Origin of the sequence: Bacillus cereus group sp. N12, assembly GCF_016483575.1 — a bacterium.
GTDB classification, from domain to species: domain Bacteria; phylum Bacillota; class Bacilli; order Bacillales; family Bacillaceae_G; genus Bacillus_A; species Bacillus_A toyonensis.
In genome coordinates this window covers 1-16,291 of the sequence record NZ_JAEHBO010000047.1, presented here as the reverse complement: position 1 = coordinate 16,291, position 16,291 = coordinate 1, and the positions used below count along the sequence as shown (strand labels likewise).

Here is a 16,291-nt window from a genome sequence, read left to right as displayed (position 1 = left end):
TCGCTTACACCCTGTTCTCTTACGCAAAAATCCCCCTTAGTTACATACTAGGGAGGATTCAAAATGGCATGACTAAATAAAGCTTTTCTCCCCCTAGTAGAGCTTTGGCACTATACAACGTAAAGTAATGGAAATTCATTACTTAGCTATCTTAAGAAGAGCCTTAATCCGACAATTCCTGTTCTACCCATTGGCGTCTTTCGACATTTTTGGGCAATAGCCTGTGTTTGTATAGGAGCCTCACCTAACAGGTTTAGCAATATAAATTTTATGTGTTTGTTCGTGTAGCCAGCATAAATATTTTTTTTTTGCTTGTCAAGTAAACGTATTGCTAACTTTATATTCTTTATTGCTTTATAAATCTTTGAGAAATGATGTGAGAAATTATATTTAATTGTCTCATATAGATACATATTTGCGACTTGGAATGTATAATTTGATTAAGTAGTTTAACCATATAAATTTGATAAACAGTAAAGAAGATATTAATCATAAAATAAGATTTTTTGAAGAATGTTCTTTTGAAGTACGGTATGACTAATGATGTAACTGCTGCTATAAAGTTACGAATTAATCATAAACAATAAGTTTCTTATACGAAATTTCATATGTTTTATAACGTTTTTTTGAACTAATTGTATTTAAATTTTAAATCTTTTAAGCTGAATTTCAAATTTGTAATAGAATCTAATTACATTTCTCTAAAAAAGAATTTTTTATGAATCAAATCGAAAGTTAGTTGACAAATATTAAATTCTGGTTTAAATTTTGAAGTAATTCAATAATCTTTGTTAGGTGAGGCTCCTGTATAGAGAAACGCTGCTGCCCAAAAATGTCGAGAGACGCCAATGGGTCAACAGGAACGGTCGGATTAAGGCCCTTTTTAATGTAGCTGGTTATAAAAACCTATGCTATACAGTGCTAAAACTCAACGAGGGAGTGGTATACGATTTGATAGAAAGGCACCTCTGGGATTTTTGCAGAGCTGTCTTAATAATCATTTATTTGTATTGTAAAAAAACCTTTACTCCTTTTTGAGTAAGGTTTTTTTTGTTTAATGTTATTTATTTTTATCTTGTCTATATTCAAAAAGGAGGTAGTTCTTAATAAATTGATTGCAATGTAACTATTAATGCTCTAATCAAAATTTTAGACAGATAAAATAATACAACACCACTCATGAAACTCTAGAGTCTCCCTTAGCAATATGAGGAGGAGTTAACATGAAGAAATTATTAAATGAATTACTTGTAACCCAAAATGATTTGGATGCAGATAAAGTTTTACGTCATCCGTCGTATGATGTTGCGCAAGAAATAAAACGGTTTTCAATAGAAGATCAAGTCATATTACTAGATAAGATTCCTGTATTAAAAAGCTCAAAAATTCTACAACATTTGAGTACAGAAGAAAAATATAATATCTTAATTCACTTATCTGAAAACAAAGCTAAAAAGTTACTAAATTTACAACCGATAGATGAAACAGTAGATTTACTTCTAGCGGTTCATCCGGAAAAACAAGCTAAATTAATGGCGTATCTAAATAAAATTACAAAACATAATGTGAAAAAATTAATGGCTTTCAAACCTGAAACAGCAGGAAGTCTTGTCACAAGTGATTTTGTTGCAGTTAGAGGGAATTGGTCAGTAAAAATGACATTGAAGTACATTAGGGAACATTCTAAAAATGTAGAATCAATTTCTTATATTTATGTTCTTGATAATCATGGTTATCTTAAGGGAATCGTTTCCATACATGAGTTATTACTAGCAGCAGATGAAGAGATATTATCCAATATCATGATTCGAGAGGTGATTTCAGTACCTGCTGAGGTTGATCAGCAAGAAGTTGTAAAAAAGCTACTGAATTATAATTTAGCAGCAATACCCGTAACAACAGCAAATAATGAAATGATTGGTATTATAACATTTGATGACGTAATGAATGTTATGGAAGCAGAGGCTACAGAAGATATCCAAAAGTTAGGTGGAAGTGAACCATTAAATCAATCTTACTTTGAATCTAGTATTTGGAGCATTTTCTTTAAACGTCTACCATGGTTATTGCTTCTTTTTGTTGCTGAGGCATATACAGGTACAGTACTAAAGTATTTTGAAGACGAAATTGAAACAGTAGTTGCCCTTGCTTTCTTTGTTCCATTATTAGTGGGTACTGGAGGGAATACAGGAACACAGGTTGTAGCAACAATTACTCGTGCAATCGGTATTGGAGAGGTGAAATTTAAAGACATTTTCCGTGTAATGAAAAAGGAATTTGCAATTGGCATGCTTCTCGGACTTGCACTTGGGGTAGCTGGGCTCATTCGTGCTTATATGTTAGGGGTTGGAACAGAAGTTGCACAAGTTGTAGCAATCACTTTATTATTTATTGTTATTTGGGCTTCGCTTGTCGCAGCTGTTTTACCTTTGATTTTGAGAAAATTTAAATTAGATCCTGCAGTCGTTTCTGGTCCATTTATTACAACATTTGTTGACGGAACAGGATTAGTAATATATTTCTTGGTTGCAAAAACGTTATTAAATTTGTAAATATACACTGAAATAAATAAGAAATGTAGAATAAGTATTTTGCCTTGCTTGCTAAGACATAGTGAGGAACTCGGGAATAAGGGAAACAAACACTTTTGTCTTTAGGTAAATAATATTTTAAAGGATTCATTGAATGTAATTAATGCCGGAGGATATAACTATGAAACATCTAAGAAAAATCTTCAAACGAATTTTGCTTCTTCTTTCTATTTTCATGCTTATTGGCATAGGAATATTATTTGGTACTAACTATGGCCGAGATCTTCGTGTAACAATTGCTGGGAGTATACTAACTTCTCAGCATCCACAATATGCGAAATATACATTCCTATCCCAAAAGGAACTAGATAAATTACAAGATAGAATTAATCATCCCAAATGGTCAAATAGTGATGAGAATATTTATAAAAAAATAGCAGGAAAAAGATTAGAAGAATTAAAAAATCAGCCATTAAAAATTGACGTAGAAACGATTAAAAGTAACAAAGATAGTCGCTTTCTTTTCGAAGGGAAATTAGTCACTATTAGTAACCCTTTCAATGTTAAACTTGTTAGCCATCAAGGAACACAGGGCGATAAAAGAGGAGAAAAAATTAGCGTAATGGCAAAACGTAATCATGCACTTGTTGCTGTGAATGCAAGTGGATTTACTGATGAAACAGGAAGGGGTGGAGGAAATATTGCAACTGGAATAGCAATAGAAAATGGGAAAGCAATTGATACAAATATAGATAAAAATACCCCTACAATTATTACGGGCTTAACAAAGTTTGGACAAATGATAACAGGGAATTATTCTACCCAACAACTTTTGGATAAACAAGTCGTTTCAGCAGCAGGATTTATGCCACAGCTAATTGTAAATGGAGAAAAAATGATTACAGAAGGAGACGGTGGTTGGGGTTCTGCTCCGCGAAGTATTATGGCACAAAAAGAAGATGGCACAATAATGTTTCTAGTGATTGACGGTAGGCAGACACATAGCATAGGAGCTACGTTAAAAGAGTGTCAAGATATTCTATATGAAAAAGGAGCAATAAATGCGATGGCTATGGATGGAGGTTCTTCTGCTACGCTATATTTAGGAGGAAAGGTTATAAATTCACCTTCTACATTATCCCATGAAGATCGTTATTTACCGAATGCTTGGATGGTAACAGCAAACCAAAAACAAGAAATAAGGGTGACAATAGATGGGAAAAAAATAGATACTAAAAAATCAGATGAATTTGATGCAAATATTGCAACTGATTTATGAATGCTTAAATAAATGAAGGTTTAATTAAAGTTTAAAAACTAACATACAAATAGTGTAATAAAATTGAAAGTTTTATCATTTAAAATTCATTAAAGAAAAGCATATAGAGATACTCAATCATATGGAAAATCTCCAAGAGTTTAAAAGAAGGATAAATAATGTATACAGTTTACACTCATATTCAATTATATGCTTTTAATCTTATAGTATTTGCTACAGCTATGTGAAATGGACAACCTGTAAAAATAATTGTTGTGATCAGATGAGTAAAGATTAATGCGCAGAATGAATTAGTAATCATACCTGAAGACATTTCATCAAACATCAAAGCAACACATTAGTCGCTTTGATGTTTGTAATGATAAAAGCATGGCATATTGTGTCACTCTTTTTTACACTTCATAACAAATAAGGATAAAAGAACAAAGTAAGTTATGCTTTAAACCTTTACTGATGAGAAAATGTTTGTATAGACCCACACACTTATTATTAGGTAATGTATGAAAGAAATTAAAATGATAAGACACAGACTTATAACTACACAATTGAATTAAACAATAATATTTTGAAACAAGAGTAAAGTTAAGGTGGGGATAAATATGAATGCTAACCAAAAAACGTCCTTATTGGCAGCATGGATTAGTGTAATTAGCAATATATTTCTGACTCTCATCAAAATTATAGTCGGTTTACTTTTCAAAAGTCAGGTATTATTAGCCGACGGGATTCATAATGCTGCCGATGTTGTAGCATCCGTAGCCTCATTGGGATCAATGAAAATTTCAAACCAGCCAGCTGATGAAGATCATCCTTATGGACATGGTAAAGCAGAAGTTATATCATCAGGAATTGTAGCTGTGATTTTAATTTTAGCGGCTTTATTTATGGTTTATGAATCAATAAAGTCATTATTTGAACCAGCGACAGAACCCCATATAATTGCTTTTATAGCAGCGATTATTTCATTAATATGGAAGCAAATTTTATATGTATACACAATACGAATTGGTCGAAAAACAAGCAGCAAAGGGCTTATAGCAACTGCTTATGATCATCTTGCTGATGTTTATGCCTCAATTGCAGCTGTAATTGGAATTGGTATTGCTTTGATAAACAATATCTATTCCATTCCATATGCAGCTTATGGGGATCCTTTAGCCGGTATTATTGTTTCTTTTTTCGTATTAAAGTTAGCGATTAGTATGGGGAAAGAAGCAATATATATATTAATGGAAGGTGGTATTCCTACCGAGAAATGTAGTGAATATAAGAGAGTAATTCAGGCCCATCCTTTTGTAAAAAGAATTGATAGAATGCGCGCACGTGATCATGGTCACTATGTATTAATTGATATTAGAATTAGTGTTCCGGCACATTTAAGCATCCAGCAAGGACATGATATTTGTAGGGATATAAAAACTACTATTATAAATCAGAACCCAGAAATATATGAAGTACTAATTCATTTAAACCCATGGTATGAGGAGAAGTAGGTTTATTGAATTATAGATAGATATAAGTAAGTAGTTAAACCGTCCTTTTTAGATATTGGAGAATACATTATTTATAGAAGAAAAAACGTCCTATTAAAATATAGGACGTTTTTATCTATGATTTACTAATTTCCCAACCTTCGCGTGTTTTTCTAATTCAATTACAATTACCTTTTTAGAATCTTTTTGTTACAAAGCATCAACAAAATCTGAAAGATAAATATTATTGAGGGGGGAATGAATTAATATATGAGGGTTCATTTTCATTATTTGGCTCTCAAATGAAGCAACTTTAGTATTCACTCAAAAATCCATTGTCTATGAAACAACTAGATTTTTAAACGGTTTTAATAGACATCTGCCAAAAATACAATAGACAGATATCTATTGTATTTTTGGCGGCAAGATTAAATAGCTTTTTTGTTACTTTACAGTAAAGTATACTTAATATCAGTAATTTATGTAATTAGGAGTGATTTCTATATTTAAGGAAAATGTAAAAAGGATACTTCTGTCATTAGTAACAAATCCAATACTAATAATTGTATACGGGATTTTTTGTTATGAGTTAGCCTTATACTGTAAGTACGGAAGGATGAATTATAATATTTATATTTTATTATTATGTATAGTACTTTTTATATCCATCACTACATTTACTACAATGCGGGTGATAAAAAATAGAGAATATGAAACTAACAAATTAACTAATTCAATAGCATGGAGATCCATTTCTATTATCATTATTGTTGCAATTACATCATTTTATGGGATGCAGATTTATAAAAGTGCAATAAATTACAATGGCAAATTGGCATGGTTTATAGAAATGTTAAAACATGAAAGGTCAGTTAAACTTAAACATAATAATATATATGAATCTGGAGTAGAAGGTATTTTTGAAGATATAAATAAAAAATTTTCTTTGCCAAAGAAATTGTATATGGCAACTGATTTTGATCTTACATTTCATTCAGATGGAACAATCACAGCGTTTGATACATTTGTTTATGGGAAAAATGTTGATGGAAAAGAAGAAACTTATTTAATCTCTTATAATAAGAAGAAATCAGAGGATATTACTATAATACGAGACGGGTATGCAAAGCCTGATTATAATGATGATAAATTAGTAGAACCTTTAATTAAAACGGTTAATGCGATTCCAGTTAAGCAAACGGTTAGAAAGTGGAATGAAAGTAAGTATGGGTTGATTTATTATGGAAAAAGAAATTGGGGATCAAATACAGAGGGAATTATTAATATTACTGAGGATGGTAAGGGGCAGAGTCTTAAAGAAGCAGCTTCTGAAATCATTGGATATACTGTATCTATATTTGTCCCTGGAAAAGAGAAAGAGCTAGTACCTGCTAGATATAACTTAATATGTGACGCAAGTTGGAGTAAATCAAAGACGCCTCCAAATGAAGATAGGCTTAAAGAGAAGAAACAACAAGATTTAAAGAATGAAAAAGAACAGTTTTTCCTATCAAAAGAAGTTGGTTATAAATTAAATATGACAGATAAAGCATTAGGGAGCGCCTTTTATTCATTAAGCAGGACTAGTGATGAAGGGGAAACATGGGAGGTTATTAATCCAGACCCATTTAATAGGGGGATTGGGAGTGTATCAGGAATCACTTTTATAAATAATAAACTTGGGTTTTTAGGAGCTGTTAGACCTTCTGGTAATGAGGGAGAGTTATATCGCACAGATGATGGGGGGGTATCTTTCAAAAAGGTAGAATATCCGCCGCATGAAGTGAAATTAGATCATACACAGTCCACAATAAGTCCTTTTGATTCTCCTAGTATGCCATATGAGAAAGATGGGGTTTTTAATATGTTAGTTGGACAAGGGGCAGATGGAGACTACAATGGCGATAGTAGTGCACTTTATCAATCAAAAGATAACGGAGAGACATGGGGATTTATAGAAGAAGTGAAAAAGAAATAGTCAGAATGTTTTTTTTGAAAATAAGGTAACTACTCAGCTATACATTTCATTTAGAAGTTAGGTAAGGAGCATAATTCCAGCGATGAAGATAAAAATGGACCTACACCTCGCTTCCTTTCTTTGTTTTAAAGCTTTGCGCGTGGCAGGAAAAGGCCCTGACCGCTTCTATGCATGACCAGTCCCTCTTGCCCATTTAAAAAGATGCTTTTCTGGCTTTTTTCATAGAGGGGCTGAGTAGTTACTAAAAGTACATAATTTAAATCGAACCATAAGCTTACCGGCAAATTTATGGTTCGATTTTTTTTAGTGCAAAGATAGCGTTCTAAACGGGTATCACCACATCGCTATCAACTTAAAAGAGTAAACACCAATTGTAGGAATCTAAAATTTTCATTTATCTAATTCTAACAAGAGACAGTTTTTATATACCAATTAAAGTAGAATTTTAACTATGTATTTTTTATATAATAAAATTAAACATGTAATGAATAATGCATGACATTTAAAACCACTAACTCTAGCAGAGAAAATAATAAAAGTTCAGCAATTTTGCATTGCTGAACTTTTATTATTTATTTTTTCCTATTCTGCCTAAACTATCTTTAATAGTTGTTTCCCCAAGTTGTGTATATAGCAAAGCTGTATCTTGGCTCGTATGCCCGAGTTGCTGCATTACTTGTAACGAGTCTTTTTCTTCCATATATAATTTATTTGCCAATGTGTGTCTTAATTTATGAGGAGACATTTTTTTGCCATAGGCCTTCGTATATTTTTCTACTATATCCTGGATAGCTCTAACCGAAAGAGGCTGTGCAGTATGTTTATACTTTGATAAAAATACATTTTTTAATTCTTTCCCTGGAGCGTATTTGTTATCTCTAATTTCCATATACTTTTCAATATCATTCAATGCAATTGGGGTAATCCATACTGAGTCTTCTTTATTTCCTTTGCGAATTACATCAATTAGTCTTTCTTTTAGATTTATATCCTCCATACGAAGATCGGCTAATTCACTTACACGAATACCACTACCAAGAAAGAGGGAGAGGATAGCTACATCACGATCTTTATCTCTTAGGAAATAGAATAACTGATGTTTTGTTAAAGATTTTTCATGTTCGTACTTAACGTAATTCAAAAATTCTTGATCGTCATCATTATGGAATATTTTAGATCTCATACGTTTTGCACGAGCATTTAATGTTTCTTTATCTTTATGTATTTCTATTTTAGCCATTACATTTCTATAAAAATAACATTCTCCATCTTCATTATCTGATAGGGAGGTGAGGTACTTAAATAAAGACTTTAAGGCCGAAATTTTTCTGTTCACAGAAGAATTCTGCATGTTTTGTTGTAGTTTTAGAAACCTCATAAAGTTCTCAACATCTTTTTTCTTTAAATTCTCCAAATCAGAGAAGGATATGTCTTTAATGGGCTTAAATTCAATAATTTGTTCAGATAATAGCCAATTAAAGAAGACTCTAAAATCATATACATAATTCAGTAGGGTGGAGGGAGAGGCATCATGCAATTCTTTGTACTCCACAAATTCTTCTATGTAAAAGGGCATTTCATTTAAATTCTCGTATAATTTCTTACGATGTACGGATTTTTGACGTTGCTTGCTGTATTCCATAAAAATCACCTCATATACACTATAACAGAAAAGAGACACGAACACAAGTTCGCATTAAATTCAATTTTTATACGAACTTATTTACATAATTATATTATGCAATACTAAAATATACTCAAATCTAAATGGTATAGTGTAGTTAATCAATAGAAAATTATAGCTAACCAAGTAATGATTTTCTATTAGACCATAAAAATTCGTGCAAAAACCACATATAAATGTATGTAAAATAAAACAATTTATATATATAAATTCATACAAAAAATTAATATATGAAAACAGTTTAAAATTCGTTATTTAACATGAATTGGTTAATTTAATCATAATTATGAGGAGTTAATCAGATCAACATAAAAAAATCGTATATAGTAAAAGGTAATTTACTATGAATATTTCCAATGAATAGTTCAGTATTTAATGATTCCTATATAAAATATGAATTATATAGACACATACCAATATACTGAGATTCATGAAATTGAGCTCGAAATCCCTAAATACTGTATTAGATTTTTATTTATACATTCTATTGTTCGTAAAATTGGTATTTCGCGCGAAGTTATAAATGTTTATTTTTCTCTCCTTTTATAAAGGTATCATATACCTTACCTTTCATCAGTATAAATATGATACATTCAGCTATACATATTTATATTGATGAAATTGTTGCTTATAGGACATTGCCAGTGTCTAACATTTTAATACAAAACAGTTAACTTTAACTCCTTAAGACAAAATAGATGGTGTATTTTACAAGATTTAATTGTTGTGATGTCGAAGTAGAGCATTTCCTTTAATTCTTTTTATTGTACTTGGTTTAGCTGAGCATTCCGCTAAATATTATTTAAATACAGATTTTAAAATATAACTACTAAATTTCTCTTTCTGTCTCAATGATATAAGTATTCTTTTCTTTTTGAGATTTATTCACTTGTTTTTTACAAATACCTATGTGATGTATTATGTAAGTGCGAATCCGTACATCCGCATTCGCACTTACATAATAACATGCCAATTTGACTTAGATAACTGCAATCCAGTATATATCGTTTAATCTTTTGATTATCAACCGGGATTGTAATGGCGTTTGCGCGAGATGCGTATATATTCTATCTTTTAACACTCTCACTACTAATACTAACTAGATCAATTCTTTATTTTTTTCAGATTCATATATTCTTCTAAAGTTAGCTTTTCTTGATATATATTGTCAGCGATATCTCCTACATAACGAATATGCCAAGGTTCATATGCATATCCTGTTATACTTTCCTTACCTTTTGGATAACGAATGATAAATCCTGCACGATGCGCGTTATCTTTTAGCCATTTGCCTTCCTTCGTATTTGCAAAGGCTAGCTCTAGTCCATTGTTCGCGCTTTTCGATGAAACATCCATTGTTAACCCTGTTTGATGTTCGCTATGCCCTGGCTTTGCAGAGAAGCGATTCGTATGCTCTTGCCCATTCTTTTTAACATTGCTGGCATACAGGCCTTTTTGATACTCATAGGAACGAAATCCTGACACAGCATTCAACTGAATACCATCTTGCTTAGCTAAAAAGAATAGTTTTTCTAACGCTTCCGCTGCCTCTTTACGAAGGTGACTTTTTTCTACCGTTCCACTAAATGAGAAGGGTACATTTGGTACAACTAAATCCTCTGGTTTATAGTTTTCGGGTAAACCATATTCCTTATTTATTACAGCCTGTATACTTGAAAAAGAGCTTGCAATCTTACTTGAAGTCCCATTTTGCTTTCTATTTTTTTCATTATTTATGGAGTTTTCACTAGTTTCATGGTTTGTCTTATATGGCTCTTTACCAATAGATATATTGGTGTAAATGATAAAGGTACCTAACATTACTACTATACAAGTTAAGGTTCCTACTAATTTAAGTCTCATCATTCATTTCCTTCCTGCAACTCCTACAGTTACTCGTTTATCATACTTCAACCATATCAAATCCATATTAATTCCCTGTGAACTTTTCTTCATAACGTAGATTGATAGTATATCTTCCTGTTCTTTTTACACCCTTAAAATACCAGTTCTATTCATACATGTAGAAAAATAATTTAAAAATTTGTATAATAAGATAAGAAGTGTAGCATTCTATTATAGAAAGGTCTTGGTATAATGCTAGGTATTGATGTAAAAAAAACAAAAGAAGCGTTAATTATTTCATGGCAATTGGCGGAGGTTACAATCCCATTACGTGATGTGCTTGAGGTTACCGAAGATGCTACCTATGCTGGAGTTGAAGAACCAACTGCAATCCGTATTGGAACAGCATATGGGACAACTGACCGTATATTAATTAGAACTGTAAAACAAAATTATGTATTATTTACTACAAACAAAGTGTCGATTTTAAAAGCTATTCTTGCTTAAATATGGTCATATAAATAGACTCCAACAAAGTTCGAATAAAGCAAAGGAGAGAAGTCATAAAATAGACTCCTCTCCTTTATTTAATTGAAATGAATATTATAATCTATACTCATTTCAGTATAGCTTTTACAACATAAGAACGTCTTACTTTTTTGATTCTAATATTGCTAATCAAATTAAGACCAAATCCACACATCATCATTATTTTGAGTGCTATTGTTTACATCATGCACTTTTTCGATGTGATCAACTGTGTTGAAATTAATAGAAATGCCGCCCCAGCCTACATACTTCATATCAATTTTCACTTTCTCACCTGTTTTAAATACTTGTCCCTTTGTTAAGAACACGTCAATAACGTCTTTCTCCCCATTTTGTGTTGGATACTCAACTACGACATATTTAGTAGTACTGTCTTCCATCTTACCTACTTCTGATACTTCACCAATCAAATAATCAGGTGAGCCATTTTCTTTCAAATGCATACCTAATTTGTTTGTAGTATTCTCAACTTCTGTTGCAACCATATACTCCGTAAAGTTACGCATCATAGATCCAGTCGCTTTTACTTCGTCTCCTACTTTCACATTTGAAATATTTTCTATATAAACACTAACAGGTTCTTCATATTGTTTAGATTTCACAACAATCACACCATGATCCACTTCTACTACGCGTCCTTCTAACGTCGAAAAATTCGTTTCAATAGAAGCTGCACTCGCTTTTGTTGCTTCTAATCCTGGTAGATTTGTTCCTGATAATGCTGCGAACCCTAAAGCACCTGCTAAGATTAATTTTTTCATACCCATTCGATAACATCTCCATTCATGATGATTGTATTTGTTTGATTGGTATTCACCAACCTGTAACAATTATAGTTACAGGTTGTGCAAAATTGCAACCATTTTACACATGCAATCTTGCATATCATTATCCTAAAATATAAAAATGTGAGCTCACGGGCTTTTATTTGTGTAATTTTAATTTATTTTAATAAAAAAATATGGGAGCTTTTCTACATTTGAAATTATTAAGACCTAAATTTAAAAAGGTTCATGAATTAAAGAGCATAATATATAAGTCTTAGATAATATGTTATGCCCTTTTTTATTCAACTAACGCACCCGTTAACATAATAAAATCACTACGTCTATTACTTCAAATCAGAGGATAACATTCCATATACAAGACTATCTGTCCATTCATTTTTACTCCAAAAATCTTGTAAAAAATGGGCTTCTTGTCTCATGCCTATTCGTTCACACAATTTTTGTGAAGCTGTATTACGTGCATCAAGATTAGCTTGTATACGATGTACATTAAATTCATCAAATAATTTAAATACCAAACTACTTACTGCTTCTGTTGCCAAACCTCTCCTAGCTACTTCATTTGAAAAACTATAACCAATCTCAACAGTGTCTTTCATATCTGTGTACCATACTGATAGATCACCAACTACTTTAGTCCTGTATATGACTGCCAAACTTAATATTGATTCTGTAGTGAGTACATTGTTTGCTAGCTTCTGATCGAATCTTTTCTGCATATCTTCATGAGTCCACTTATTATGTAAAAGGTACTTACATGTGTCATCATTATTATAAATAGCAAATACATCCTGTAAATCAGTACCCTTAAACGGTCTAATTATTAATCTTTCTGTTGTGATTTCCAAGTTAGCTTTCCTCCCTTACATTCATTCTACAAAACATTTTTTATAGTATTGAAACCTCCTTCTCAGATTTCATCTAGATTACATATTTCATCATAGTAAATTAAAATCCTTCTTCCACTAACTGCACCGTTAGCTGGATAAGAAAAAGAGCTACAATCGTAGCTCTTAAATTACTATTGCATCAATGTGCTTATACTCAATAATCAACAATAATGTAACTTAATTTGGACTCCATACCTTCTATCTATTGGTAATAAGAAGGTAGTAATACTGTATTAATCCTCATGTCTTTCATGCATCTCTATTTTTTTATTTAGTAAATCTTTACCCCAAACTTGCATTGCTTCTAATACAGGTATAAACTTCTTACCTTGCTCTGTTAGTGAATATTCTACTTTGGGTGGAACAACATTATAAACTTCTCTGAGTACTAGCTCGTCCTCCTCAAGCTCTCTTAATTGTCTAGTTAAGATTCCTTTTGAGATACCAGGTAACATCCTTAATAATTCATTAAACCTAATAACTCCATTCTTGCTTAAGTACCACAAAGTAACAATTTTCCATCTGTCTGCAATTGCATTTTGGGTAACTATTAATGGACAAATCTCTTGCTGTATTTCTTTAGAAATCAATTCATCTTGATAACGAAAGTTTGCTAACTTCACTCGAAACGTATCACCGTCGATATGATCCAGTATCGTAGCTTTGATGATTCTATTAGCATTTTGTTTCTTACTCTCCCCAGGTACTGGGTTCATTGCCTGCTCGACCAATTCTGGTTACTGCAGTTTACCCGTAAACTCTTCTTTTTTACAGGTACGGACGCTGCTGCCTCATAACTATCCTCTTCTTTCTTATTTTGCTTTGTTTCGCTTCCTTTCTGCTGGTCTTTCTCCGCTACATTTCTTGTAACGGAAATTCCAGTATCATCTTTGCTACTACACCCTGTTACCACTCCTAAAATCATGCACAATATAGAAATGAACCATAAATTTTTTTTCATCGTATACCTCCTCTCTTCTTATTTTTCTTCCCTTACATCATAACGAGATTGGAATCCTTGTTGGAAAAACTATTGATTTCTATGATTTAGCAAAGGTTTATGTATAAATCCATTGCTTAACTCCTCTACTCTTTCAAATGGACTTTTTATGATATGTATGCAGGATTCCCCCATACATGTACCGAAACCCCAATAGGAAAACATTCCAGAAATTACCATTCCTATTTCATACCATTACATTTTGGAGGTTAAACAGGATGAAAAAGATGAAAAAAAGAAGTTACAAAAATCAGCACTTTCTTTTACTCTACTCTTTTCTTTAGGTGTTTCTTCTTTTCCGCTTACAACAACGATTCATGCGGATACACAAGTGACACAAGAAACCAGTCTCTTTAACGGAGCGTACGTCTTTATTTTTTGAATATCTCCAGCAAGGCAAATATGCAGAGGCACTTCAATTGACGTCTGCAGCTTTTCAATCCAAGTTTACGGCAAACATATTACAAAGCTGGTGGACACAAAGTGGCGGGAGCAGAATTACAAGCATGGGAACACCTGTTATAAAGGAACGAAACTTGGTCCATCAAACGGTTGAAATTCCAGGAGCTATCGAAGGAACTACTATTCCACTACTCATTAAATTCACGCCTGGCGGCAAAGTTGATGAAGTTGGCGTAAGGACGACGACGCAGAAATCTTATACCATCCCGCATCCTAGCTATGACCAACCTGATTCCTACCAAGAACGCGAAATCATCATTGGAAATGCTACATACCCTTTACCAGCCACATTAACGGTTCCAAAACATAAACCTGGCGAAAAAGTGCCTGTTGTTGTTCTTGTTCACGGTTCGGGTCCGCAAGATCGTGACAGTACAATTATGGGAGCTAAAATCTTTAGAGACCTTGCAGCAGGTCTTTCATCAAGCGGTATCGCAGTGTTACGTTACGAGAAACGTTCCTTAGAACACGGTTTTAAAATGAGTGCAGAACCTGCTACATTAGACCAAGATACTACAGACGATGCCATATATGCAGCGAAATCAGCAGCGCAGCAGGAAGGTATTGACCCAGGTAACATTTTCATTCTCGGACATAGCCAAGGAGCTGGCACCATGCCGCGTATACTAAGCAAAGCACCTTCATCACTTGTAAGAGGAAGTATTTTAATGGCACCTCCTGCACGTCCTTTTACTGACATGCTCCTTGATCAGTATCAGTACCTCGGGGCACCTAAGGATTTTATTGATGAACTAAAAAAACAATTCGCTTATATTAAGGATCCTACTTTTGATCCAAATCACCCACCAGCTGGTTATAATTATCCTTCTCCACATTTCATGTATGATGTGACTCGTTGGCGTCCAGTTGAGGAAGTGAAATCACGAAAAGAGCCATTACTGATTCTGCAAGGCGCACGTGATTATCAAGTAACTGTAAAAGACGATTTTACGAGATGGCAAGAAGGGCTTTCAAGCCGCAGTAATGTTCAGTTCAAAGAATATCCGAAATTGAATCACATCTTCACGGAGGGCGACGGGGAATTCAGTCACCCTAGTGAATACGAAGTCCCTTCCAATGTTCCTGCGTATGTCATCCAGGACATCGTTACATGGGTCAATGAGACAAAGAAATAAGATAACAACAAAAGCCATCATGCAATCATCATTTCGTGATGGCTTTTGTGATATTAAAACATGTCATATCAGAAATTAATCGCTTCTATGAATTGATATTTTTACAGTGCTTATTTGCTTCATATCTTGCTATTCCTGGTCCGTCAGTGCAAGAATACAAAATTTATTTCGATATGTAAAAATGCATATTATTTCTCTTGGATGTTATGATATACTCTCTTTGTGAGCTGATACGATATTTCTTTAGATTGGAAAACTAAAACCTCATTAACCCAAGTTGGGGGCGCCATTTGGCGTCTTTTTTTAGTTTTGCTCCATAGGCATTTAGCTTAGATATTGAAGTAACCCCAAAACAAAAAATAAGCTGCCCATTTGGAAAACTTATGTACATCATTTTCGAATGCGGGAGTTCCATCTTTCAAAACTAACCTATTAAATAGGGTTAGATGTATAAACTATATTAGTATCGGAATACTCTCGACTTGGGGTTACCGTAAATGCTTTCTCCTAATCATCCATATCGATAAATGACTTACTTCTGATCAATTTGCCTTTGTTGTTCTTCGTTTAAAAGGAGCTAGTTTTACATACGATAAAGCACTAAAAAAACTGTGCACAAAAACCTGCATGGTAACAAGTTTTTGGCACAGTTCTATTATTTAATCCCTTTCATAAGT

Annotated in this window: 11 protein-coding genes, 1 pseudogene and 2 riboswitches; of the genes and pseudogenes, 6 read left to right on the top strand and 6 right to left on the bottom strand. The window is 32.8% G+C overall.

Translation table 11 applies throughout. From position 1 onward, the window contains the following. Positions 1-82: 82 nt before the first annotated feature. Positions 83-259: riboswitch (M-box (ykoK) riboswitch) on the bottom strand. Between the two features lie 521 nt (positions 260-780). Next, positions 781-948: riboswitch (M-box (ykoK) riboswitch) on the top strand. Between the two features lie 275 nt (positions 949-1,223). From mgtE to JDS92_RS19465, 4 genes are all read left to right on the top strand, one after another. Further along, a complete protein-coding gene (gene mgtE, locus JDS92_RS19480) occupies positions 1,224-2,552 on the top strand; it encodes a magnesium transporter (RefSeq protein WP_199632381.1) in 1,329 nt (442 codons plus the stop codon). A 160-nt stretch (positions 2,553-2,712) separates the two neighbouring features. Further along, positions 2,713-3,810 (top strand): phosphodiester glycosidase family protein, encoded by a 1,098-nt coding sequence (locus JDS92_RS19475; protein ID WP_199632380.1) that lies wholly within the window; start codon positions 2,713-2,715, stop codon positions 3,808-3,810. Positions 3,811-4,409: 599 nt separating this feature from the next. Next, entirely contained in the window at positions 4,410-5,303 is an 894-nt protein-coding gene (locus tag JDS92_RS19470) for a cation diffusion facilitator family transporter (RefSeq protein ID WP_097879424.1), read from the top strand. Positions 5,304-5,775: 472 nt separating this feature from the next. Beyond that, the gene (locus JDS92_RS19465) at positions 5,776-7,260 is read left to right on the top strand and encodes a WD40/YVTN/BNR-like repeat-containing protein (RefSeq protein ID WP_307838334.1); all 1,485 of its coding nucleotides are present in this window, start codon (positions 5,776-5,778) and stop codon (positions 7,258-7,260) included. Between the two features lie 568 nt (positions 7,261-7,828). On the opposite strand, the gene xerS is transcribed toward JDS92_RS19465, so the two are convergent. Both xerS and JDS92_RS19455 read right to left on the bottom strand, forming a co-directional pair. Next, on the bottom strand, positions 7,829-8,902 hold the full coding sequence (gene xerS / locus JDS92_RS19460; RefSeq protein ID WP_199632379.1) for a tyrosine recombinase XerS: 1,074 nt from the start codon (positions 8,900-8,902) through the stop codon (positions 7,829-7,831). Positions 8,903-10,048: 1,146 nt separating this feature from the next. Beyond that, positions 10,049-10,807: a M15 family metallopeptidase gene (locus tag JDS92_RS19455; protein ID WP_098144874.1), complete on the bottom strand. Its 759-nt coding sequence runs from the start codon at positions 10,805-10,807 to the stop codon at positions 10,049-10,051. 234 nt (positions 10,808-11,041) lie between these two features. On the opposite strand from JDS92_RS19455, the gene JDS92_RS19450 reads away from it, so the two are divergent. Beyond that, positions 11,042-11,296, top strand: a complete 255-nt coding sequence (locus JDS92_RS19450) for a SunI/YnzG family protein (RefSeq protein WP_097954855.1) — start codon at positions 11,042-11,044, stop codon at positions 11,294-11,296. Between the two features lie 176 nt (positions 11,297-11,472). Here JDS92_RS19450 and JDS92_RS19445 read toward each other — a convergent pair whose 3' ends face one another. From JDS92_RS19445 to JDS92_RS19430, 4 genes are all read right to left on the bottom strand, one after another. After that, positions 11,473-12,105, bottom strand: a complete 633-nt coding sequence (locus JDS92_RS19445; protein WP_199632378.1) for a hypothetical protein — start codon at positions 12,103-12,105, stop codon at positions 11,473-11,475. 344 nt (positions 12,106-12,449) lie between these two features. Continuing rightward, positions 12,450-12,974 carry a GNAT family N-acetyltransferase gene (locus JDS92_RS19440; RefSeq protein ID WP_199632377.1) on the bottom strand — a complete coding sequence of 175 codons (525 nt, stop codon included), beginning with the start codon at positions 12,972-12,974 and terminating at the stop codon, positions 12,450-12,452. 275 nt (positions 12,975-13,249) lie between these two features. After that, the gene (locus JDS92_RS19435) at positions 13,250-13,639 is read right to left on the bottom strand and encodes a winged helix-turn-helix transcriptional regulator (RefSeq protein ID WP_307838335.1); all 390 of its coding nucleotides are present in this window, start codon (positions 13,637-13,639) and stop codon (positions 13,250-13,252) included. 89 nt (positions 13,640-13,728) lie between these two features. Continuing rightward, entirely contained in the window at positions 13,729-13,977 is a 249-nt protein-coding gene (locus tag JDS92_RS19430; RefSeq protein ID WP_098710870.1) for a hypothetical protein, read from the bottom strand. Positions 13,978-14,218: 241 nt separating this feature from the next. On the opposite strand from JDS92_RS19430, the pseudogene JDS92_RS19425 reads away from it, so the two are divergent. After that, positions 14,219-15,614, top strand: a pseudogene (locus JDS92_RS19425) (alpha/beta hydrolase family protein). Positions 15,615-16,291: the final 677 nt, after the last annotated feature.